Origin of the sequence: Citreimonas salinaria (genome assembly GCF_900107235.1) — a bacterium.
Taxonomy (GTDB): Bacteria; Pseudomonadota; Alphaproteobacteria; order Rhodobacterales; family Rhodobacteraceae; genus Citreimonas; species Citreimonas salinaria.
Window position 1 is genome coordinate 42864 of record NZ_FNPF01000009.1, and the last position, 22953, is coordinate 65816.

A 22953-nucleotide genomic window follows, 5' to 3' on the forward strand; every position below is an offset into this window, starting at 1 on the left:
TTGCGCGGCGCGCTTGATCCCTGCGATGGCGCAACCTAAGACGGTTGCGCGTTCATTTCAAACCTTCGCAGGCTTCCATGTCATTCCTTTCCGACGCGCTGGCGCGCGTTCAACCCTCGCCGACCATTGCGATTACACAAACGGCGCGCGAAAGGGCGGCCGCGGGCCGCGACGTTATATCTCTGAGCGCCGGAGAGCCGGATTTCGACACCCCGGATCATGTGAAGGACGCGGCGATCGCGGCGATCCGCGACGGGCGCACGAAATACACTGCCCCCGACGGCATACCCGAACTGAAGGACGCGATCTGCGCCAAGTTCAGGCGCGAGAACGGGCTGGACTACACGCCCGCGCAGGTCAGCGTGGGGTCGGGCGGAAAGCAGGTGCTGTTCAACGCGCTGATCGCCACGCTGAACCCCGGCGACGAGGTGATCGTGCCCGCGCCCTACTGGGTCAGCTATCCCGACATCGTGCGGCTGGGCGGCGGCACGCCGGTCATCGTGCCGGCGGGCATCGAGACCGGCTTCAAGCTGACGGCCGAGGCGCTGGAGGCGGCGATCACGCCCAGGACCAAGTGGTTCCTGTTCAACTCGCCCAGCAACCCCACCGGCGCGGGCTATTCCCGGTCCGAGCTGCGTGCGCTGACTGACGTGCTGATGCGGCACCCCCACGTCTGGGTGCTGTCGGACGACATCTACGAGCATCTCGCCTTCGACGGGTTCGCGTTCGTCACGCCGGCGCAGGTCGAGCCGGGGCTGAAGGACCGCACGCTGACGCTGAACGGGGTCAGCAAGGCCTACGCGATGACCGGCTGGCGGATCGGCTACGCGGGGGGCCCCGAGCCGCTGATTGCCGCAATGCGCAAGCTGCAGTCGCAATCGACGACGAACCCGTGCTCGATCAGCCAATGGGCGGCTCTGGCGGCGCTGGAGGGTGACCAGTCGTTCCTGGCGGATCGCGCTGCGGCGTTCCGCGAGCGGCGCGACATGGTGGTGGCGCGGCTGAACGCCTGCGCGGGTGTGATCTGCCCGGTCCCGGAGGGCGCATTCTACGTCTATCCCGATATCTCGGGCTGCATCGGCAAGACCAGCGCCGGCGGGAGGCGGATCGAACGCGACGAGGACTTCTGCACCGCGCTGCTGGAAGAGCACGACGTCGCGGTGGTGTTCGGTGCGGCCTTCGGGCTGAGCCCGCATTTCCGCGTCAGCTACGCCGCCTCGGACGAGATGCTGACGCAGGCCTGCGACCGGATCGAGGCGTTCTGCGCCGGACTGACGTGACCGGCCTGCCGCCGTTCTACTTCCGCAGGCGGCCGGGGGGTGCGCAGGTCTTCCGCGTGACCGAGGACCCGCGCAGCCGCCGCGTCGAGATGGAGCCGCTGGCGGTGGTCAAGACCGGCAGCGGCGAGATCCGCGCGCAGGGCGGCCGGGTGCTGTCCGACGCCGATCTCGACGCGATCCGCGACTGGATGGCCGCCGAGGCGGATGCCGTGGACGGGCCGGACGACGTGGCGCGCACGGTGGCGCTGATCGGGCGCACGGCGCACTGGGCGCAGGCGCGGGCGGACGATGCGGACCTGGAGGCGGTGAGCGACGCGCTGCTGCTGGCGATGCACGATCTGCGGGCGGTCCTGGTGCGCCGCAAGGCCGCGCGGCTTGACTCCAAGAGTTGAGAAAGCGCGGCGGACCGATCTTGGGTTGATCTGATCGCTTCCGACCTCGCGCAGGGCGCGTGCGATGTACCGGGCGGGCCACAGCCGGCCGCGCGCAATCACAGTGAATTCCGGAATCCGCCGCACTTTCTGCGCATTTCCCTATCATGGTGGCAGCGCGCAACCGTAGAACGCGAGCCGCGCAATCGTCAGGAGCGTGCCATGCGCCAGCCGCCGCCCGATGCTCGCATCGCCCGGGAGGGCGAGAGCATTTCCGCCGCCCACGACGGCGACATCGCCATCGTGGGGATGGCCGCCCACCTTCCCGGTGCGGCGGACATCGAGAGCTATTGGCGCAACCTCGTGGAAGGCCGCTCGGCCATCGCGCGGCTGGACGAGGACGCGCTGCGCGCCGCCGGAGAGGACCCGGCGCGGCTGGGCGACCCGGCCTACGTGCCCTTCGCCGCGCCGCTCGACGGCTTCGACGAGGTCGACGCCGAGTTCCTCGGCCTGTCGCCGAAAGAGGCGGCGATCATGGACCCGCAGCACCGCCGGTTCCTGGAAACCGCGTGGGAGGCGATGGAGAACGCGGGCCACGTGCCGGACGGCTTCGACGGGCGGATCGGCGTCTGGGGCGGCTGCGGAATGGGCAGCTACTTCTACTTCAACCTGTGCAGCAATCCCAACCTGGTGGACGGGACGGGGATGTTCCTGCTGCGCCATACGGGCAACGACAAGGATTTCCTGACCACCCGCGTCAGCCATGCCTTCGACCTGACGGGGCCGTCGGTGAACCTGCAGACGGCGTGCTCGACCTCGCTGGTGGCGGTGCATTACGCGGCGCAGGCGCTGCTGACCGGGGAATGCGACATGGCGCTGGCCGGGGGCGTGACGATCGAGCTGCCGCAGGGCCGGGGGTATCTGTATCGCGAGAACGAGGTGCTGAGCCCGGACGGCGCCTGCCACGCCTACGATCACCGGGCGCAGGGGACGGTCTTCGGCTCGGGCGCGGGGGTCGTGGTGCTGCGGCGGCTGGCGGATGCGCTGGCCGACGGCGACCATGTCTGGGCGGTGCTCAAGGGCAGCGCGGTCAACAACGACGGCGCGCAGAAGGCGGGCTACCTCGCCCCGTCGGTCGAGGGGCAGGCGCGGGCGGTGGCCGAGGCGCTGGCTTTGGCGGGCGTGCCCGCCGAGACGATCGACTATGTCGAGGGGCACGGCACCGGCACTCGGCTGGGCGACCCGCTGGAGGTGGCGGCGCTGAGCCAGGCGTTCCGCGAGACGTCCGCCGCGGTGGGGCATTGCCGGATCGGCTCGGTCAAGACGAATATCGGCCACCTGGACACGGCGGCGGGCGTGGCCGGGCTGATCAAGACCGCGCTGGCGCTGCATCACGCGAAGATTCCGCCCAGCCTAGGGTTCGAACGGCCGAACCCCGCCATCGCCTTCGACGGCTCGCCCTTCCGGGTGGCGGATGCGCTGACAGACTGGCCACGCGGCAACCATCCGCGCCGCGCCGGGATCAACAGCCTGGGCGTAGGCGGCACCAACGCCTTCGCGGTTCTGGAGGAGGCGCCGGCGCGTGCGGCGGCGGCCGAGTCCGACTGGCCGTTCCAGGTCCTGACGGTCTCCGGGCGCAACCGGGCGGCGCTGGAGGACAATGCGGTGCGGCTGGCGGCGCATCTGCGCGCGCATCCGGAACAGGACCTGGCCGACGTCGCGTTCACGCTGCAACGCGGCCGCCGCGCCTTCGACCGGCGCATGGTCGTCGTCGCCGGCACCCACGACGAGGCCGCGCGCCTGCTGGAGGGCGGCGATCCCCGCCGCCTGCATCAGCACCGCGCGCTGGAATCGCCGGACGTGGCGTTCCTGTTCCCCGGCGGCGGCGCGCAATACGCCGGCATGGCGCGCGACCTCTACGAGACCGAGCCGGTCTTCGCCGAGTGGATGGACCGGGGGCTGGATCACCTCGCCACGCTGACGGATGCGGACATCCGCGCGCTGTGGCTGCCCGAACCGGGCGCCGAGGACGCGGCGGACAAGGCGTTGCAGCGCCCGTCGCTGCAGCTGCCGCTCATCATGATCGTGGAATACGCGCTGGCGCAGATGTGGCGCGGCTGGGGGATCGAGCCGACCGTGCTGGCCGGGCACTCGATGGGCGAGAACGCCGCCGCCTGCGTCGCGGGCGTGATCGGCTTCGAGGATTGCATCGGTCTGGTGCACCTGCGCGGCATGCTGTTCGACACGGTCGAACCGGGAGGCATGCTGTCGGTGGCGCTGCCGGCGACCGAGTTGCGCGCACGGCTGGGCGAGGCGCTGGACCTCGCGTCCGAGAACGCGCCGGGCGTGTCGGTCGCATCCGGGCCGCAGGCGGCGCTGGACGCGCTGGCCGCGCGGCTGGCCGAGGACGGCGTCGAGTACCGGCGCATCGGCATCGACGTCGCCGCGCACAGCCGGATGCTGGACGGCATCCTCGATCGTTTCGGCGCCTATCTGCGCGGCATCGCGCTGCACCCGCCGCGCATCCCGCTGGTGTCGAACCGCACCGGCCGGATGATGACCGACGGGCAGGCCACCGATCCGGATTACTGGGTGGGCCACCTGCGGAACACGGTGCTGTTCGCGGACTGCATCGAGACGCTGGCGCGCGAGAACCGCGTCTTCCTCGAGGTCGGGCCGGGTGGCGCGCTGACCGGGCTCGCGCGGCAGAACCCGCGCGTGAGCGCGAACCAGGCGCTGCCCTCGCTGCGTCGTCCCGACGACGTAGTTGCCGATGACCGGCACCTGCTCGAGGTTCTGGGTCGGCTTGCGGCGCTGGGGGTGGCGATCGACTGGGTGCAGATCTGGGGCCAGGGGCGGGCGCGCGTGCCGCTGCCGACCTACGCGTTCCAGCGCCAGCGTTATTTCATCGAGCCGGGGCGCGAGGTCGCGGCGCCCGCGCGCCCCGCGCTGGTGCGCGAGGACGACGTTTCGCGCTGGGGCTGGCGGCCGGTCTGGCGGCCGCAGCCGCTGGCGGTCGACCTCGACCCGGAGGGCAGGGCGCTGGAAGACGCGCGCGAGCCGCAGACCTGGCTGCTGTTCGCCGACGAGGCCGGACTGGCCGACGCCGCCGCCGCGCAATTGCGGGCCGAGGGGCATCGCGTGACGTTGGTGTATCCCGGCGATCGCTTCGGAGCGCGCGGCGACGGCAGCTTCGTCCTTGCGCCGGAACAGGGCCGCGGAGAATACGACCGGCTGTTGCAGGCGCTGGCCGAGCGCGACCTGCTGCCCGACCGGATCGGGCATTTCTGGCTGGTGACCGAGGGCGAGGGGCACCGCCCCGGTTCGAGCTTCTTCCATAGGGTGCAGGAGCAGGGTTTCTACGCGCTGCTGTTCCTGGCGCAGGCGATGGGCGAGCGCGGCGGGATGACGCCTCACGTGGTGGTGGTGACGTCGGACGCGGCGCGGCTGGGCGAGGCGCCGCTGCGCCATCCGGCCAAGGCGACGTTGGCGGGGCCCGCGCGGGTGATCCCGCGCGAGTTTCCGGGGGTGAGCGTGACGACGCTGGACGTGGACCTGCCGGCGGCGGCGCGGCGGGGCCGCGCCGCCGAAAAGGCCGCGCGCGCGCGCGGCCTCGAGGCGGTGCTGCGCGGCGTGCTGGAAGAGCTGCGCGCCGCGCCGGGCAACCGCGTGGCCGCCCTGCGCGACGGGCAGCGCTACGAATGGGCGATGCGGCGCGTCGCGCTCGACGCAGCCGGGCAGGCGCCCGGGCGGGGCGACGTGGTGCTGATCACCGGCGGCCTCGGCGGCGTCGGGCTGACGCTGGCGCGGGACTTCGCCGCGCGGGGTGCGCACCTGGTTCTGGTGTCGCGCGAGGCCCTGCCCCCGCACGAGGCGTGGGATGCGGTCCTGCGGCGGGGCGGCGGCACGGCGCGGCGCATCCGCGCGGTGCGGGAGCTGGAAGCGGCGGGCGCGCAGGTGATGGTCGCGGCGGGCGACGTGTGCAACGCGCCCCGGATGGCGCAGATCCGGTCCGAGGCCGAGGCGCGGTTCGGCCGGATCACTGGCGTGATCCATGCGGCGGGCGTGATGCGCGACGCCCCGATCCTGGGCAAGAGCCTGTCCGCGGTCGAGGACGTGTTCACGCCCAAGGTGCACGGAACGCAGGTGCTGGGCGCGGTCTTTCCCGACGGGGCGGTGGACTGGATGGTGCTGTTCTCGTCCAGCTCGACCATCACCGCGCCGGCGGGGCAGGTCGATTACGTGGCGGCGAACGCGTTCCTGGACGCCTACGCTCAGTCGCGCGCGGGCGGAGCGACGCGGGTCGTGGCGATCGACTGGGGCATCTGGTCCGAGGTCGGCATGGCCGCCGAGGCGGTCGCGCGCGGGGTCGAGGCCGAGCCGGTGGCGCTGCCGCTGCTGGGCAGCGCGGGCGTCGACGCGCGAGGCGACAGGGTCTTCGACGCGCGGCTGAGCACCGACGATTGGGTGGTGGACGAGCACCGCACGCGGGCGGGCGATGCGCTGCTGCCGGGGGCGGCCTGCGTGACGCTGGCCGCCCATGCGCTGGCCGCGCAGGGCGAGGACGGCCCGTTCGAGATCCGCGACCTGGACCTGCTGCGCCCGCTGCGCGTGCCGGACGGCGGCGCGCGCGCCATGCGCACGCGGCTGCGGCGGGCGGGTGGCGGCTACGACATGGACGTGCTGGCCGATTTCAGCGTGGACGGCCGGGCCGGCCGGGCGCGGATCGCGCAGGCGGGGCTGTCGCCGGCCGCGTTCCCGCGCCCCGCGCCGCTGGACCTGGACGCGATCCGCGCGCGGCTGGGCGCGCCACGGGGTGGCGGGGGGCGGATGGCCTCGGCCCAGACGCCGTTGCTGGATTTCGGGCCGCGCTGGCAGGTCCTGCACAGCGTGGCGCTGGGCGAGGGCGAGGGGCTGGCCGCGCTGTCGCTGGCGCCCGAGGCGCGGGACGATGGCTGCTTGGTGCACCCGGCGCTGCTGGACATCGCGACAGGCTGGGCGATGGAGCTGATCGAGGGTTGGGAGCCGACGAACCTGTGGGCGCCCGTCCGCTATGGGCGCGTGCGGGTGCACGGGGCGCTGCCGTCGCGGGTGCTCAGCTGGGTGCGCAACGCGGGCGACAACCGCGCCGAGGCGGAAACTGTCAGCTTCGACATCGTGCTTGCGGGGCCCGATGGCGCCGTCGTGATCGAGATCGAGGGTTTCACGATCCGGCGGCTGGCCAGCCCGGACGTGCTGCGCAACGTGCCCGAACCGACCGCGCCCGAGATGGAATACGACGACGCCGATGCCCCGCGCAGCCCGGCCGAAGAGCGGCTGGCGCGCATGGCGCGTCTGGGCATCCGTCCCGCCGAAGGCGCGCAGGCATTCCGGCGGGCACTGGACTCGGGACTGGGGCAGGTGGCGGTCAGCGCGCTCGACCTCGACGCGCTTCTGGCCGAGGCGGAGCGCGCGCCGGAGGGCGCACAGGCGGCCGGCGGATTCGAGCGGCCGCAGCTCGACAGCGATTACGAGCCACCCGAGACGGAGATCGAGAAGACGCTGGCGGGCTTCTGGTCCGACCTGCTGGGCATCGCCGAGATCGGGGTGCGCGACAGCTTCTTTGACCTCGGCGGCCATTCGCTGATCTCCGTGCGGCTGTTCGCACTGATCCGCAGGACCTATGCGGTGGACTTCCCGATCTCGGTGCTGTTCGAGGCGCCCACGATCCGCGCCTGCGCCGCGCTGATCGAGGCGCGCACGGGGGCGTCCGCGCCGGCCGAAGTCGAGGGCCCGACAGCGACGGTTTCCGCGCTGTCGGCGCGCCGCTTTGCCCACGTGGTGCCGATGCACGAGGGCGACGGCGGCGCGCGGCGGCCGTTCTTCCTGGTCGCGGGGATGTTCGGCAACGTGCTGAACCTGCGCCACCTCGCCACCCTGCTTGGGGCCGACCGGCCGGTCTACGGGCTGCAGGCGCGCGGGCTTTACGGCGAAGACCCGCCGCACGAGACGATTCAGGAGGCCGCCGCCGACTACATCGCCGAGATGCGGCAAGTGCAGCCGCACGGTCCCTACTTGGTGGGCGGATTCTCGGGCGGAGGGATCACGGCCTTCGAGATCGCGCAGCAGCTTCGGGATGCCGGAGAGGACGTGCCGGTCGTGGTCATGCTGGACACGCCGCTGCCGCGCCGCCGGCCGCTTCTGTGGCGCGACCGGGCGGTCATCCAGTGGCACAAGGCGCGCGCCGCGGGGCCGCTTTACCCGCTGACCTGGGCGCGCAACCGGATCGCGTGGGAGTTCACGCGGCGCAGGGCAACGGCCGCGACCGAGGACGGCGACAGCTTCCACAACGCCGAGATCGAAGCCGCGTTCTACCGCGCCGTCGCGGTCTACCGGCCGCAAGCGTGGGACGGGTGGGTGGCGCTGTTCCGGCCGCCGCTGGAAGGCGCGTGGCGGGTGACCGGGGGCAGGGCGGTCCGGTCGGACCGGACCTATGCGCTGCACGACAACGACTGGAGCATCCATGCCACCGACCTTGCCGTGCACGAGGTGCCGGGCGACCACGATTCGATGGTGCTCGAACCCAATGTCCGCGTGCTGGCGGCGATGATCCGCGACGTCCTGCGCCGGGCCGAAGGCGACGCGTCGGCATACCGCGTCGAGGCGGCCGAGTGACATGATGCCGGGCATTCTCGTGATCATCCTGAACTACCGCACCGCGCCGATGACCCTGCGCGCGGCGCGCGCCGCGTTGGCCGCGATGCAGGGGCTGAAGGCCGAGCTGATCATCGTCGACAATGCCAGCGGCGACGGCTCGGACCTGGCGCTGGCGCAGGCGCTGGCCCAAGAGGACTGGGCGCGCAGCGCGCCGGTGCGGCTGATATTGTCGGACGTGAACAACGGCTTCGGCGCGGGCAACAACATCGGGATGCGCGCGGGGATGTCCGACGGCACGCAGCCCGACTACGTCTACCTGCTGAACTCGGACGCCTTCCCCGAAGCGGACGCGATCGCAACCCTCGTCGCGTATCTCGAGGCCCATCCCGAGGCCGGGATTGCCGGAAGCTATACGCAGGGCGAGGACGGCGCGCCGCATGAGACCGCGTTCCGGTTTCCGTCCGTGTGGTCCGAGATCGAGGATGCTGCGCGCACCGGACCGGTCACGCGCCTGCTGCGGCGCCACGTGGTCAGCCCCGGCATACCGGCCGAGAGCGGGCCGGTGGACTGGCTCGCCGGCGCTTCGATGATGATCCGGCGGTCGGTGCTGGACCGGATCGGGGCGTTCGACGAGACGTTCTTTCTGTATTTCGAAGAAACCGACCTGTGCCGTCGCGCCGCCGATGCAGGACATGAGCGCCACTTCGTGCGCGAAAGCCGCGTGGTGCATATCGGCTCGGCCTCGACGGGGTTGAAACGGCGCGCGCGGGTGCCGGCCTACTGGTTCGACAGCCGCAGGCACTATTTCCGCAAGACCCACGGGCTGGCATATGCCTGCGCCGCCACGCTGGGCCACCTGGCGGGCGGCGCGCTGTGGCGGCTGCGCTGCGTGCTGGGGCGGCGGAGGGACGAGGGTCCCGACCATTTCCTGCGCGATCTCGCGGCCCACGATCTTGCGGCGGCTTTCGGATCTCGGCCGCGGCGACGGCGGCGCGGGGTGACCCCGATGCGACAGGAGTAGCGCCATGAGCTTGAGCACGGTCCTGATCGGCGACGACACGCTGCTGATGCATTGCGGCGAAAGGTTGCTGGCGCGCGGCGGCACGGTCGAGGCGGTGGTGACGGCGGCCGAGCCGGTGGCGGAATGGGCCCGGGGGCAGGGCTTTGCGGTGATCGCGCCGGGTGGTCTGGATGGCGCGCTGCCCACGCTGCGGTTCGACTGGCTGCTGTCGATTGCCAACCTGCGGGTGCTTCCGGAATCCGTGCTGGCGCTGCCGCGCAAGGGCGCGGTCAATTTCCACGACGGCCCTTTGCCGGAGCGCGCCGGGCTGAACACGCCTGTCTGGGCGCTGATCGACGGCGAGACGACGCATGGCATCACCTGGCACATGGTCGAGCCTGGCATCGACACCGGCGACGTGCTGGTCGGACGGCCGTTCCCGATCACCGGGGCCGACACGGGCCTGAGCCTGAACACCCGCGCCTTCGAGGCCGGGCTGGCCGGGTTCGACGCCCTGCTGGACCAGCTGCAGGCGGGGACGCTGGCGCGTCATCCGCAGGACCTGAAACGGCGCCGCTACCACGCGCGCGGCGACCGTCCCGCCGGTCATGCGCTGCTGGATTTCCGCCAGCCGGCCGAGGTGCTCGAACGTCTCGTGCGCGCGCTGGATCACGGGCCTTACCGCAACCCGCTGGCGCTGCCGAAGCTGCGCCATGACGGGCGCCTCGTGGCCGTCGGGCAGGCGCGGGTGACGGACGCGGACGCGGCGCCGGGCATGGTGCTGGCGGCCGACGCGGCCGGGATCACCGTGGCCTGCGGCACGGGCGCGCTTGTGCTGACGGGCTTGCGCGACGTGGGCGATGGCGCGGCGCTGGGCGGCGTGGACATCGCCGCGCCGGGCGTGCTGCTGGCAGGCCCGGATGCCAAGGAGATCGCGGCGCTGGACCACCGCGTCCGGCGGATCGCGCGGCACGAAGGGTTCTGGCGCGACCGTATCGCGACCCATGCGCCGCTGTCCTTGCCGGGGTTGCGGGCGGGCGAGGGCGCGGTGCGGACGCGGCCGTTGGCTTTGGGCGGCGCCGATCTGGCCTCGGTCGCGCTTTGGGCTGCGCGGATGGCCCGGCCGGGCGAGGCGATCGCCTGGTACGACGGTGCACTGGCCGAGACGTCGCGCGGCGGAATCGTCTGCGCCTGGGTGCCGCTGCGCCTGCCGTTGGCCGATGGCAGAATGAGCACGCTGGGCGCGGCCATGGCGGGCGAGATCGCGCTGCTGCGCGCGCATGGCGGCTTTGCCCGCGACCTGCCGCTGCGCGAGCCGGGCCTGCGGCCCTTGGCGCAGCCTGCGCTGGGGCTGTCCGACGGCGCCGGCGCGATCGACGGCTGCGCGCTGACGGTCGAGCTGGGCGAGCACCCGGTGCTGCACGTGGACACCGCGCGGATCGATCCCGACATGGCCGAACGCCTGGCGCGGCGGCTGGAGACGATCGCGGGGGCCGCCTCGCCGGGTGCGGATGCCGCCGCCCTGCCGCAGATGCACCCCGACGAGCGCGCCGCGCTGATCGACGCGCCGAACGCGACCGGGACTCCCTTCGACGCGGACCTGACGATCCACGCCGCGTTCGAGGCGCAGGTCGACCGCACCCCCGACGCCACCGCCGCGATCTTCGAGGATCGTGCGATCAGCTACGCGGCGCTGGACGCCCGCGCCAACCGGATCGCGCATGTGCTGCGCGCGCGCGGCGTGGCGCCGGGCACGGTCGTGGGGCTTTGCCTGCCGAGGGGAATCGACCTTTTGGCCGGCGCGCTGGGCATCCAGAAGGCGGGTGGCGCCTACCTGCCGATGGACCCGGCTTATCCGCAGGCGCGGCTGCGCCACGTGCTGGAGGACAGCGGCGCGCAGGTGATGGTCACGAACGCCGCGCTGGCCGCGACGCTGCCGGAGGGGCTGGAGACGTTGGCGCTGGACGCCGATCCGGAAATCGATGCCGCACCCGACGCGCGCCCGCAGGGTGGCGCCTCGGGCGGCGACCTCGCCTACCTGATATACACCTCCGGCTCGACCGGCGCGCCGAAGGGCGTGATGATCGAGCATCGCGCGGTGTCGAACTTCTTCACCGGGATGGACGCGCACGTGCCCCATGCGCCCGGCGACACGTGGCTGGCGGTCACGTCGCTGTCCTTCGACATCTCGGTGCTCGAGCTGTTCTGGACGCTGGCGCGGGGCCTGCGCGTGGTGATCGCGGGCGACGCTCCGGCGCGGAATGCCGGCGGGCCCGTGTCCGACGGCGAGGGCATGGATTTCTCGCTCTATTACTGGGGCAACGACGACGGCGCGGGAAGCGACAAGTACCGCCTGCTGCTGGAGGGTGCACGCTTTGCCGACGACAATGGCTTTGCCGCCGTCTGGACGCCCGAGCGGCACTTCCACGCCTTCGGCGGGCCCTACCCCAACCCCTCGGTCACCGGCGCGGCGGTGGCGGCGTTAACGCGCACCATCGGCGTGCGCGGCGGGTCGGTGGTGGCACCGTTGCACCATCCCGCCCGCATCGCCGAGGAATGGGCGGTGATCGACAACCTCACGAACGGCCGCGCCGGGATGGCCATAGCCAGCGGCTGGCAGCCCGACGATTTCGTCCTGCGTCCGGAAAACGCGCCGCCCGACAACAAGCCCGCGACCGAACAGGCGTTGGACCAGGTGCGCCGGCTGTGGCGCGGCGAGGCGGTGGAATTCCCTCGCGCCGATGGAAGCCTGCACGCGGTCGTGACCCAGCCGCGCCCGGTCTCGGCCGATCTGCCGGTCTGGATGACCACCGCCGGCAACCCCGAGACCTGGCGCCAGGCGGGGGCCTTGGGGTGCCACCTGCTGACGCATCTTCTGGGGCAGAGCGTGGACGAGGTGGCGGGCAAGATCGCGATCTACCACGAGGCGCTGCGCGGTGCGGGGCACGATCCGGCGGATTTCGCCGTGACGCTGATGCTGCACACCTTCGTGTCCGACAGCCGCGAGCATGCGCGCGAGATCGCGCGCGGCCCGATGAAGGTGTACCTGCGCGCCGCGGCCGGGCTGATCAAGCAATACGCCTGGGCCTTCCCGGCCTTCAAGCGCCCCAAGGGCGTGGACAACGCGTTCGACCTGTCGCTGGACGAGGTGGCGCCCGAGGAGCTGGACGCGATCCTCGACTTCGCGTTCGAGCGGTATTTCACCGAAAGCGGTCTGTTCGGCACGGTCGAGGACGCGCTGGCGCGGGTCGATGCGCTGCGCGCGATCGGCGTCACCGAGGTGGCCTGCCTGATCGATTACGGCATCGCCACCGACACCGTGCTGGAGGGGCTGCGGCCGCTGGCACGCGTCGTGCAGGCGCGGCGCGCGACGGGGCCGGCCGCGGGCGACTTCTCGATCGCGGCGCAGGTCGCGCGGCACGGGGTGACGCACCTGCAATGCACGCCGTCGATGGCGCGGCTGCTGCTGGCCGATCCGCACACGCGCGCGGCGCTGGGCCGGGTGCGCCACCTGTTCCTGGGTGGAGAGCCGCTGCCCGGCGCGCTGGTGCGCGATCTGGCGGATGCGACCGGCGCCGCGCTGACCGGCTTCTACGGCCCGACCGAGGCGACGATCTGGTCGACCGCGACCCGACCCACGCCCGACGAGGACGTCGCGGGGCTGGGCCGGGCGATCGCCAACACGCAGCTTTACGTGCTGGACGAGAAGCGCCAGCCGGTGCCGCTGGGCGCCGAGGGCGAGCTGTGGATCGGCGGCGCGGGCGTGGCGCGCGGTTACTGGAACCGGCCCGACCTGACGGCCGAGCGGTTCGTCGAAAACCCGTTCCACGGCGCGCGGATGTACCGGACCGGGGACCTGGTGCGCCGCGATCCGGACGGGGCGCTGCGCTTCCTCGGGCGCGCCGACGACCAGATCAAGCTGCGCGGCCACCGGATCGAACCCGCCGAGATCGAGGCCGCGCTGGACGCGCAGGAGGGCGTCACGCAAGCGGTGGTCATTGCGCACCAGGCCGCGCCGGGCGACCTTCGGCTGGTTGCGCACTACACCGGTGAGGCGCGTGACCCCGAGCGGCTGCGCGCCGCGCTGGCCGCGCGGCTGCCGGCCTGGATGGTGCCTGCGCGCTTCGTGCATCTGGATGCCTTCCCGCTGACGCCCAACCGCAAGATCGACCGCGTGGCCCTGACGGCGCGCGCATCCGAAGCCCCCGCAGCCGCGCCTTTGGCCGCGGTCCCGGCGCCGGAAGGCGCGCCCGCGGCGCGGCCGGCGCGGGAGGCGGCAGAGGTGCAGGACCGGCTGGCGGCGCTGTGGCAGCGGGTTCTGGGGGTGTCGCGGGCCGGTCCGCGCGACAATTTCTTCGACCTCGGCGGGCATTCGCTGCTGGCGGTCCGGGTGCACCGCGACATCCGCGAGGCGCTGGAGGTGCCCGACCTGACGATCACCGACATCTTCCGCTTCCCGGTTCTTTCCGACCTTGCCGCGCGTGTCGCGACCCTGCGTGGAGCGCTGCCCGAGCCGCCCGCCCCTGTGGCGCCGCCGGAGGGCGGACCGGGCACTGCGCGCGAGGCGGCCATGGCCCGGCGCCGCGCGATGCGGGCGCGTCGATCCGCATGAACCCAGCCGAGCGTGCTGCGCTGCTCGACCATGCGGGCTGGCCACCGGGATTGTGGCGGGCGGCGGTGCCCGCGCGCGACGACCTCGACGCGCTCTGGCCCGACGAGGCGCTGGCGATGACCCGGGCGCGGGCGCCCCGGCGCGCGGACTTCGTTGCCGGGCGGATCGCCGCGCGCGCGGCGCTGGTCCGCATGGGGCTGCCCGCAGGCGCGATCCGGCAGGGAGCAGACCGGGCGCCGGTCTGGCCCGAGGGGGTCGTCGGCTCGATCACCCATGCGGGCGGGCTGGCGGTTGCGGCGGTCGGGCGAAGCACGGACTGGGCGGGCGTCGGGCTGGATCTGGAACGGGACACGCCGCTGGACGCGGAAACCGGCGCGGCGATCCTGCGCACGGACGAGGGCCAGACGGATCCGCTGGCCACGTTCGGCGCCAAGGAGGCGGCCTTCAAGGCGCAGTTTCCGGCGACGGGCGCGATGATCGGTTTCGACGCGGCGCGGGTCTGCGGCGACCGCGTGCACCTGGACGGCGAGGGGACCGACGCGCTGCCGCCCCCGTGGCGCGACCGCGCGCTGCCGCTGCACCAGTGGCGCGCGTCGGGCTGGATCCTCAGCCTCTGCGCGGTACCGGCCGCGGGTGGGTCCTGATGCGGGTCGCTGCGCGCCTGCGTCGTCCTGACACCACGCCGACGCGGCTTCGCCGGCGGTCGCACCCTGCGGGCGTGACAGCGCCGCTTGCGTTCTGCTACGCAGGCGCACCGCGCGATGCGCGCAGCGGCGCGGTCCGGCCGAACGACTCGACCACCTTTTGCGGGAGCGCATGATGGACAGGTTTCAATCGCTCGACGAGATCATCGCGGCGCTGCGGCGGCGGGCCTTCGTGATCCTGGTCATCACGATCACCGGCTGCATCCTGTCGCTGTTCTACGCGCTGCAGATGCCGAAGGTCTACGAGGCGACCGCCGTCCTGCAGGTCGAGGAGGCACGCGTTCCCGGCGGCCTGGCCGGCGCGGGCACCGAGACCGGCCAGGCGTCGCGCCGCGTGCGCCTGATCGAACAGCGGCTCATGGCGCGCGACAGCCTTCTGGCGGTGATGGAGAAATACGACCTGTTCACCGACGATCCGGCCATGCCGGTCACCGAACGGCTGGCCCTGATGCGCGAAGCGTCCTCGATCGAGGAGATCGTCAACCCGCTGGGCGGGGCGGCCGAGGTTCCGTCGGGGCTTTATATCACGGTGCGGATGGAAGACCCGCAGAAGGCCGCGGACGTGGCGAACGAGTTGATGAACACGCTGGTCGCGCATTCACGCGATCGCGGCATCACACGCGCGCGCGAGACGCTCGACTTCTTCGCCACCGAAGAGGCGCGCGTGCGCGACGAGATCGAGGCACTGGAGGCCGAACTGGCGGAGTTCAAACGCGCCAACGCCGAACAGCTTCCCGAGGGGCTCGTGGAACTGCGCCGCCAGCTCAGTTCTCTGCGCGCCAGCCAGCTGGACATCGACAGCCGGATCGTCGCGCTTCAGACGTCGGCCGACCGCCAGCGTGAATCGGTGCAGGCGCGCAACGAGGCGCTGCTGCGCGAGCAGCGCGCGCTGCTGCAGGCGCGGATCGAGCAGGTCGAGGCCATGCTGGCCGACGCCCCCGAGGTCGAGCGCGCCCTGAGCGCGCGCGAGCGGGCGCTGGCGCAATTGCAGGAGGAATATACCGTTCTGGCCCGTCGCAAGGCCGAGGCCGAGCTGGGACAGGAACTGCAGGACCGCGAGCAGACCGACCGCATCGAGGTGCTGGAGACCGCGCTGGTGCCGGCGACCGCTGTCTCGCGCAGCCGGCAATCGGCGGCCTTGCTGGGCGCGATGCTCAGTTTCGCCGCCGGGCTGGCCTTCGCCGCCGCGATCGAGCTCGTGAACCCGGCGATCCGCACCACCGGCCACATGGAGCGCGCGCTGGGCGTGTCGCCGGTCGTGGCGGTGCCCTATGTCAACAACGAGGCCGACCGGCGGCACGAGAACCACATGCGGATGGGCTGGGCCGCGGCTTTCGCCGTGCTGCTTTTCGTCGGGGCCTGGCTGAGCACCGGCGGGCTGACCAACGCGATCTCGAGACTGTTCTTCGGCGGGACCTGAAGGTTTCGCGTCGGGGTGCGTCACACCGCGCGCGCCGGGCCCTGCAGCGGCCGGCCGTCAGTAGGGGTAGTGCCGGACGTCGCTGTCCTCGGCCATGTTCAGAACCATGCACAGCAGGGGCACCCGGTCGCCCATGCGGCGTTCGACGGACTTGACCTCCTTCGGGGTGGTGATGCCGCCCCCGATCACAAGGATCACCCCGTCGAAATGCGGCCGCAACGCCATCACGTCGTCGGTATAAAGCGCGGGCGGCAGGTCGAACAGCATGACGTCCGGCGCAAGCTCGGCCTCGATCCGGGACAGCGTATCGGCGGTGCGCGGGTCCTGCATCAGCTCGGCGGCGTAAGGCTCTCGCCGGCCGTTGAAGCCGATCGCGAGGTTGTGGCCGCCGTCGAAATCGTTCTGCCCCAGCCGCAGCAGATGACCGGACGGCGCCACCTCGCCCCGCAGCATGGCGCCGATTGCCGCCGGGTCTGCGTGCCCCAGCGTCGTGTGCAGCGACGGGCGCCGCAGGTCGAGGTCCAGCATCACCGTGCGGCAGTTTTCCTGGCGCGACAGGCTGATCGCCAGGTTCGCGGCGGTGAACGTCTTGCCGCAGCGCGCGGTGGGCGAGGTGATGGCGACGCGCTTCCAGCCGTTGTCGGACAGTGCCTGCAGCAGGCGCGTGCGCAGCATGTCGAAGGCGGCATGCGCGGGATCGTCGCGCCGGGCCGCGACGATGCGGTGGCGGTCCAGATGCGCGCTGGAGGCCGTGAACCGGCCCAATGCGTCCCAAGAGGACGTGCGGGAATCCGTTCGAGGCGTCGCCGGAGGATGCGCCGGTCGTGCCAGCTCCTGCGCGGCGGGCGGCGTCTCGGGCGCCTCCTGCCGGGGCAGTGCGGGCATGGCGTCGGCATCGCGCGCGCTGCCCGAAGCGTCCCCGGGATCGTCGTCCGCGGCGGCGGGCGTGGTTGCGGGCGGAGCGTCCGCAGGCTGCGGGTGCTGTGGTTCGGCCGCCGTGACGGGGCCCCGAGCGCCGGCGGCACTTGGTCGCTCGCCCGGCGTGGGGGAGGCGCGGGGCGGGTATTCGGGGCGTTCTTCCTGCGGCGGCGCGGCGATGGCGGGACCTTGCCCGCGCACCCGGCGCAGGACCCGCGCGAGTTCCGCCTTCGGAAGCGCTGCCAGACGCACGCGCCGCGCGCCGCTGGCGGGCGAAGCGGCAGGCGCGGGTTCCATGTCCGGAGGCGTGGGGTGCGCTTCGGCCTTGCCGGCAGCTTTCGGCAGCTGTGCGTCAAACGCTTCCCGCGAGGGGCCGGTATCGGGCGGTGCGGAGGCGTCGCCCGTATTGGCCACGGTCGGTTCGGTGGCGCGCGGCGTAGAGGGGACGTCGTGCCGCTCTTCCGGCGCGGAAGGGACGGCCTTGCGGTGTTTGCGGACCAGCCTTGGGCGGCGAGGGCGCGGCACGTCGTCGGACTCCGCCGACGGCGGAGGCGGGTCCTCTTGCGGCGCGAAGCGATCGCATGACCGGGTTTCCGGCCCGAGGACGAGAGGGGCTTCCCGATAATCCTCCGCCCCGTCGTGCAGCGGCCAGCGTCTGCGGAACCGGGGGCCGGCGTTCATCCGACGCGCCCCGACGTGGTTCGCCCGCCAAGAGCCGGGCACAGGGGCGCGATCTTCTGTGTGCGGGCGTCGTGCATGAATCACCGTGGTCGTGGGCGGCCATGAACGGCCGGGATCATCGTTTGGTTAATCAGCTAAATCTGTCCGGAATAAGGAGCTTTTGCGGGCATTGTGGACGGTCCGGGCCGCAGTGGATCGAACTGGCTGGGCGCGGCGGATTCATCCCGTCAGTTGCGAAAATGTCACGGCATTTCCGGCCGAAAGTCGCTATTTCTATTCCCGAGGAGAACGCACATCCATGGACTTCACCGTCGAGGGACAAACGGTGCGCGTCACCGTTCCGAACTGGGCCGCGCTCGAGGCGCGTGTGACCGAAAGGCTGGCGCAGCGGAAGGGCTTTGCGCTGGCCACGCTGAACCTGGATCACCTTGTGAAGCTGCGCCAGTCGCCCGCCTTCCGGAGCGCCTATGCGGCGCACGAACTTGTCACGGCCGACGGCAATCCGATCGTCTGGGCGTCGCGCCTGGCCGGGCGCCCCGTCGCGCTGGTGCCCGGATCGGACGCGGTGCTGCCGCTGGCGCGGGTGGCGGCGCGGCAGGGCGTGCCCGTCGCGCTGGTCGGCGCGACGGCCGAGACGCTGGCGGCGGCGACAGCCGCGCTGGAGCGTGACGTGCGCGATCTCGAGGTCGTGCTGTGCACGGCACCGCCGATGGGCTTCGACCCCGAGGGGCCGGGCGGTGCCGAGATTCTGGAACAGGTGGTGGCCTCGGGCGCGCGGCTTTGCTTCATCGCCCTGGGCGCCCCGCGGCAGGAAATCCTGGCGGCGCGCGGCCGCGCGCTGGCGCCGCATGTCGGGTTCGCCTCGGTGGGCGCGGGGCTGGATTTCCTCGCGGGCACGCAGCGGCGTGCGCCGCTCTGGGCGCGGCGGCTTTCGGTCGAATGGATGTGGCGGGCGCTGTCCGATCCCCGGCGGCTGGCGGGACGCTACGCCCGCTGCGTGGCGATCCTGCCCGGGCAACTGGCCCAGGCGGTCGTGCAGCGTTTCAGGACGCGCGGCGCCTGAGCGGCGTCACATCACGGGTTTCCACTTCAGCCGCAGCGCGCCGACGCGGCCGATGGCGCGACGGGCGGACAGGCGTTCGGCGTGGCCGAGCAGCGCGCCGGTGATCAGCCAGGTGACCGGCGTCAGCGTGGCATTGGGCAGCAGGTCGACGATGTTGATGGCCAGCAGCAGGCACAGCGGCCCGGTCGTGGCCGCGACCAGCCGCGCGGTGGCGCCACGCGACAGCCACCACAGCATCACCAGTGGCCATAGAAGCAAGCCGAACTCGGCCAAGTAGCCGATCCAGCCGTAGACGCCGATCAGGATGATCCACCGCCCGTCGGTCACCGTGTCGATCTCGCCCGAGCGGGGGTCGAAGATCTGGTTGCGGCCGTAGCTGCCCCAGCCGAAGAACGGCTTCTCGTAGGCGCGTTCGATCAGCCGCGTCTCGTTGTCGAAGCGGAACCGCAGCGATGCCGCGCGATCGGGATCGACCCGCGCCGCGGCGTTCAGCATCCTGTCCTCGGGTATCAGGTCGGCGTTCTTCAGCACCGGGTAGGCGGTCGCCAGCAGCGCCAGGAGCAGCGCGATGCGTATCTGCATGCGGTTTCCCAGAAACAGCGTCAGCGGCAGCAGCAGCACGGCGAAGAGGATCGCGCCCAGCGACTTCGCTAGGATCAGCACGATCGTCAGCCAGACGGCCGCCAGAAGCATCCGTGGCCGGCGCGGTCCGCGCGTGCGCCACAGCGCCACCGCGCAGATCAGCCCGGTCAGGGCGAAGAACGCGACCCAGATGCCGTGATACAGGAACACCATCGGTCGGAAGCCGCCGAACCGGATCGTCTGGGCGAACTCGTGCTGATACCAGCCGTAGATCCACAGGTTGAGCTGCGGTGACAGGCGGATCTCGATCAGCATCGGGATGGTATAAAGCACCGCCGCGACCACGAGCGCCCGCATCAGCACCCGCTGCGCGCCGCCGGTGGCGATGAATTGCCGCGCCAGCAGGAACGGCAGGATCAGCAGGATCTGCCCCAGGACCAGCGCCACAGCCTCCTTGAGCCCCAGGCCCGGCAGGTGGACGACCCCGTAGTGGACGGGGGCCGGGTTGGTCAGCGCGGTGAACAGCGGAGAGAAGACGAAAATCAGCGTCAGCCCCCAAGCCACCGGGTTCAGCGGCAGCAGCGGGCCGGGCGGGCCGTGCCGCGTCAGGATCAGGAAGAAGGCGGCCAGCGCCGGGATGTTGTGCTTGTCCAGTGGCGGCATCATCGGAAAGTCGAAGCCGGCGGGACGCTCGGGCAGCAGAAGGTAGCCCAGAAGCAGCGACCAGATCAGCGCATGCCGCGGCGGCCGCAGCGCGAACAGCAGCAGCGTGATCAGCGGCCAGACGGCCAGCATGAGGGTCGCGAAGAGGTTGGGCATCGGCTGCGTCGGGTCTCCTGACACAGGCGGTAGCGCGGCGATCCGTCAATGTCGTGCCGGATTTGCGTCGAAAGCAAGGAAAGGCGCGGCAGCGCCGGCCCGGGCGCGGCCTAGGTCGGAGACTAGTGCCGAGACCGCGAGAACGCCCGCCGCAGCCGACTTCCGCCGTCGTCCAACCGCTGCCCCATGCTGTCGAGCGCCGGGGCCAGCCGGTTGCGGTGGAAACGCCGCCAGCGCACCCACAGCGCCCAGCCGACCGCCGCAAGCACGATCAGGATCACGATCGACGTCCACGGGATCACCGTCACGTCCGGACCCGCGACCCGCCGGACCGAGAGCGCGTTGGGGAAGATGGTGAACAGCTCGGCCCGCCATCCGTAGTGCTTGATCGCCACCCAGACCGGGTCGGCGGCGGTCGAGCGCAGGTCGGCGGCCTCGGCCTGCAGGTTGGAGGTGTCGAACTTGAAATAGGGTGGCCAGCCCCAGCCCGTATCCTCGTTGCGGTAGACCATCACGTCGCCGTCGGCGCGGCGGGTCTGGATGAAGAACACGTCGCGGTTGGCCATGGTGCCGTCGGTGCCGACGTCCGCCCGCGCCCAGAACCAGCGGTTGTCGCCGGGATCGATGCGCTTTTCATACGTGTCGGTGATCCGCGCGATGTCGGTCTGCGGCAGCGTGTAGTGCAGGAAGGCCGCGGCGAGCAGCCAGAACACGATGATGAACGTCCACTTCACGTAGGCCATGCGACCCCCTTCGGCTGAGTCTTCCGGATAGACGATCCGCAATGCTCTGGCCAGTGCCGGCTGCGGGCCGCGCTACCAGCGTCCGTGCCGCCAGCGCCGCGGGGCGGTCACCACCACGAGCAGCATCGGCGGCGCCCAGATGAGCGCGGATTTAAGCCCGAGTCCGAGGAAATGCATGACGCCACCGCGCGGATCGGCGCCGAGAAGCGTCGACAGCGGCGCGTCGCCGGCCGCGTAGAGCCCCGCGAAGGCCGCCGCGGACAACAGCGTCAGCGCGACCGCGGAGAGCGCCGCCTGAAGCGCCAGCCCCGCCGGCGTTTCGGGCACCAGCGCCTCGACCCCGCGGGCAACGGCGACGGCCAGCGCGAAAAGCACGAGCGTGGGCAGGGCGAGTGCGGCGATCATCGGGATGAGGTGGCGCCGACACGAGCCTTCGTCAAGCGGCGCGGCGCCTGCGTCAGGTTTGGCTGCCAAGCCCGCCGCCTCGCGCTTTGCGGCGCTTTCCAACCGATGAAGGCAGGGCGGCGTGCGCCCGATATGGTAGTCCCGCGCCCGGCCAGGGGCGCGGGGCGCGTCATCAGACCGTCAGGCAGACGTATTTCATCTCGAGGTAGTCCTCGATCCCGTGGTGGCTGCCTTCGCGGCCGAGCCCCGACTGCTTCACGCCGCCGAAGGGGGCAAGTTCGGTCGAGATGATGCCGGTGTTGACGCCGACGATGCCGTATTCCAGCGCCTCGGCGACCTTGTACACGCGGCTGAGGTCCCTGGCGTAGAAGTACGACGCCAGGCCGAAGATCGTGTCGTTGGCCATGGCGATCACGTCGTCCTCGTCCTCGAACCGGAACAGTGGTGCGAGGGGGCCGAAGGTTTCCTCGGTCGCGAAGGCCATGTCCTGCGTGGCGCCGGTGACGATGGTGGGCCGGAAGAAGCTGCCCTTCATCTGCTGCTTCTCTCCGCCCAGGATGATCTTCGCGCCCTTGGATTTCGCGTCCGCGATATGCGCCTCGACCTTTTCCACGGCCTTGTCGGTGATGAGGGGGCCAAGCTCGGTGCCCTCTTCCAGACCGTCGCCGACCTTCATCTCGGACACGCGCTTGGCGAGCTTCTCGGCGAACTGGTCGTACACGCCGGCCTGCACGTAGATCCGGTTGGCGCAGACGCAGGTCTGGCCGTTGTTGCGGAACTTGCACAGGATCGCGCCCTCGACCGCGGCGTCGATGTCGGCGTCGTCGAACACGATGAAGGGTGCGTTGCCGCCCAGCTCCATGCTGCACTTCATCACCTGGTCGGCGGCCTGCTTCAGCAGGATGCGGCCCACCTCGGTGCTGCCGGTGAAGGTCAGCTTGCGCACCTTGGGGTTCTCGCAGAACTCCTTGCCCACGTCCGACGACGACGAGGACGGCACCACGTTGAACACGCCCGCCGGAATGCCCGCGCGCTCGGCCAGCACGCCGAGTGCGATCGCCGACAGCGGCGTTTCCGACGCCGGTCGGCCGACGAAGGCGCATCCGGCGGCCAGCGCCGGGCCGGCCTTGCGGGTGATCATTGCGGTGGGGAAGTTCCACGGCGTGATCGAGGCAGCGACACCAATCGGCTGCTTGATGACGTGGATGCGCTTGTCGCGCCCGTGGCCGGGAATGATCTCGCCGTAGATGCGCTTGGCCTCTTCGCCGAAGAATTCGATGAAGGAGGCGCCGTAGGCGATCTCGCCCTTGGCTTCGGCCAGCGGCTTGCCCTGTTCGGCGGTCATGATGGTGCCAAGGTCGTCCTGGTTCTCCATCATCAGGTCGAACCACTTGCGCATGATCGCGGCGCGTTCCTTGCCGGTGTACTTCGCCCAGTCCTTCTGGGCGGCGTAGGCGGCGTCGATCGCCTGGGCGACCTGCTCGCGCGAAAGGTCGGCCACCTGGGCGATCACGTCGCCGCGGGCGGGGTTGGTGACGTCGAAGGTCTTCTCGCCGTCGATCCATTCGCCATTCACGTAGGCACGCGTCTCCAGCAGCGACGGGTCCTTGAGGCGCGATTTGAGATCGGTCGTGTCGTCGAGCATGAGAGTCTCCGATGCGGTTGCCGCTTGGCGGGCGGTGGATCTTCTGGTGTCATGTCAGCCGAAACCCGACGTGG

General features: G+C 71.6%; 13 protein-coding genes. 8 read left to right on the forward strand and 5 right to left on the reverse strand.

Annotated elements, in window-relative coordinates:
* Positions 1-77 precede the first annotated feature (77 nt).
* From BLW27_RS12135 to BLW27_RS12165, 7 genes are all read left to right on the forward strand, one after another.
* Positions 78-1280 carry a pyridoxal phosphate-dependent aminotransferase gene (locus BLW27_RS12135; RefSeq protein WP_089883659.1) on the forward strand — a complete coding sequence of 401 codons (1203 nt, stop codon included), beginning with the start codon at positions 78-80 and terminating at the stop codon, positions 1278-1280.
* Positions 1277-1672, forward strand: coding sequence for a hypothetical protein (locus BLW27_RS12140; RefSeq protein WP_089883660.1), 396 nt, complete (start codon positions 1277-1279; stop codon positions 1670-1672). The genes BLW27_RS12135 and BLW27_RS12140 overlap by 4 nt, the downstream gene beginning before the upstream one ends.
* Positions 1673-1873: 201 nt before the next feature.
* On the forward strand, positions 1874-8305 hold the full coding sequence (locus BLW27_RS12145) for a type I polyketide synthase (protein WP_089883661.1): 6432 nt from the start codon (positions 1874-1876) through the stop codon (positions 8303-8305).
* Between the two features lie 4 nt (positions 8306-8309).
* Positions 8310-9308, forward strand: a complete 999-nt coding sequence (locus BLW27_RS12150; protein ID WP_089883771.1) for a glycosyltransferase family 2 protein — start codon at positions 8310-8312, stop codon at positions 9306-9308.
* A gap of 4 nt (positions 9309-9312) precedes the next feature.
* Entirely contained in the window at positions 9313-13899 is a 4587-nt protein-coding gene (locus tag BLW27_RS12155; RefSeq protein WP_089883662.1) for a MupA/Atu3671 family FMN-dependent luciferase-like monooxygenase, read from the forward strand.
* A complete protein-coding gene (locus BLW27_RS12160; protein WP_089883663.1) occupies positions 13896-14543 on the forward strand; it encodes a 4'-phosphopantetheinyl transferase family protein in 648 nt (215 codons plus the stop codon). The genes BLW27_RS12155 and BLW27_RS12160 overlap by 4 nt, the downstream gene beginning before the upstream one ends.
* A gap of 175 nt (positions 14544-14718) precedes the next feature.
* Positions 14719-16023 carry a GumC family protein gene (locus BLW27_RS12165; RefSeq protein WP_089883772.1) on the forward strand — a complete coding sequence of 435 codons (1305 nt, stop codon included), beginning with the start codon at positions 14719-14721 and terminating at the stop codon, positions 16021-16023.
* Between the two features lie 57 nt (positions 16024-16080).
* On the opposite strand, the gene BLW27_RS21695 is transcribed toward BLW27_RS12165, so the two are convergent.
* A complete protein-coding gene (locus BLW27_RS21695) occupies positions 16081-17355 on the reverse strand; it encodes a CpsD/CapB family tyrosine-protein kinase (protein ID WP_245710863.1) in 1275 nt (424 codons plus the stop codon).
* 565 nt (positions 17356-17920) lie between these two features.
* Between BLW27_RS21695 and BLW27_RS12175 the strand changes: the two genes are divergently transcribed.
* Positions 17921-18685, forward strand: a complete 765-nt coding sequence (locus BLW27_RS12175) for a WecB/TagA/CpsF family glycosyltransferase (RefSeq protein ID WP_089883664.1) — start codon at positions 17921-17923, stop codon at positions 18683-18685.
* Between the two features lie 6 nt (positions 18686-18691).
* On the opposite strand, the gene BLW27_RS12180 is transcribed toward BLW27_RS12175, so the two are convergent.
* From BLW27_RS12180 to BLW27_RS12195, 4 genes are all read right to left on the reverse strand, one after another.
* Positions 18692-20086 (reverse strand): hypothetical protein, encoded by a 1395-nt coding sequence (locus BLW27_RS12180; protein WP_089883665.1) that lies wholly within the window; start codon positions 20084-20086, stop codon positions 18692-18694.
* Between the two features lie 122 nt (positions 20087-20208).
* Positions 20209-20829 (reverse strand): DUF1523 family protein, encoded by a 621-nt coding sequence (locus BLW27_RS12185; protein ID WP_089883666.1) that lies wholly within the window; start codon positions 20827-20829, stop codon positions 20209-20211.
* 72 nt (positions 20830-20901) lie between these two features.
* The gene (locus tag BLW27_RS12190; RefSeq protein ID WP_218141114.1) at positions 20902-21303 is read right to left on the reverse strand and encodes a hypothetical protein; all 402 of its coding nucleotides are present in this window, start codon (positions 21301-21303) and stop codon (positions 20902-20904) included.
* A 103-nt stretch (positions 21304-21406) separates the two neighbouring features.
* A complete protein-coding gene (locus tag BLW27_RS12195) occupies positions 21407-22879 on the reverse strand; it encodes an NAD-dependent succinate-semialdehyde dehydrogenase (protein ID WP_089883668.1) in 1473 nt (490 codons plus the stop codon).
* Positions 22880-22953: the final 74 nt, after the last annotated feature.

What these genes read in the sequence shown, in the direction of transcription:
- BLW27_RS12175 (WP_089883664.1), top strand. Translation starts at nt 17,921, where the DNA reads ATGGACTTCACCGTCGAGGGACAAACGGTGCGCGTCACCGTTCCGAAC.
- BLW27_RS12165 (WP_089883772.1), top strand. Translation starts at nt 14,719, where the DNA reads ATGGACAGGTTTCAATCGCTCGACGAGATCATCGCGGCGCTGCGGCGG.
- BLW27_RS12160 (WP_089883663.1), top strand. Translation starts at nt 13,896, where the DNA reads ATGAACCCAGCCGAGCGTGCTGCGCTGCTCGACCATGCGGGCTGGCCA.
- BLW27_RS12150 (WP_089883771.1), top strand. Translation starts at nt 8,310, where the DNA reads ATGCCGGGCATTCTCGTGATCATCCTGAACTACCGCACCGCGCCGATG.
- BLW27_RS12155 (WP_089883662.1), top strand. Translation starts at nt 9,313, where the DNA reads ATGAGCTTGAGCACGGTCCTGATCGGCGACGACACGCTGCTGATGCAT.
- BLW27_RS12135 (WP_089883659.1), top strand. Translation starts at nt 78, where the DNA reads ATGTCATTCCTTTCCGACGCGCTGGCGCGCGTTCAACCCTCGCCGACC.
- BLW27_RS12185 (WP_089883666.1), bottom strand. Translation starts at nt 20,829, where the DNA reads ATGGCCTACGTGAAGTGGACGTTCATCATCGTGTTCTGGCTGCTCGCC.
- BLW27_RS12145 (WP_089883661.1), top strand. Translation starts at nt 1,874, where the DNA reads ATGCGCCAGCCGCCGCCCGATGCTCGCATCGCCCGGGAGGGCGAGAGC.
- BLW27_RS12195 (WP_089883668.1), bottom strand. Translation starts at nt 22,879, where the DNA reads ATGCTCGACGACACGACCGATCTCAAATCGCGCCTCAAGGACCCGTCG.
- BLW27_RS12180 (WP_089883665.1), bottom strand. Translation starts at nt 20,086, where the DNA reads ATGCCCAACCTCTTCGCGACCCTCATGCTGGCCGTCTGGCCGCTGATC.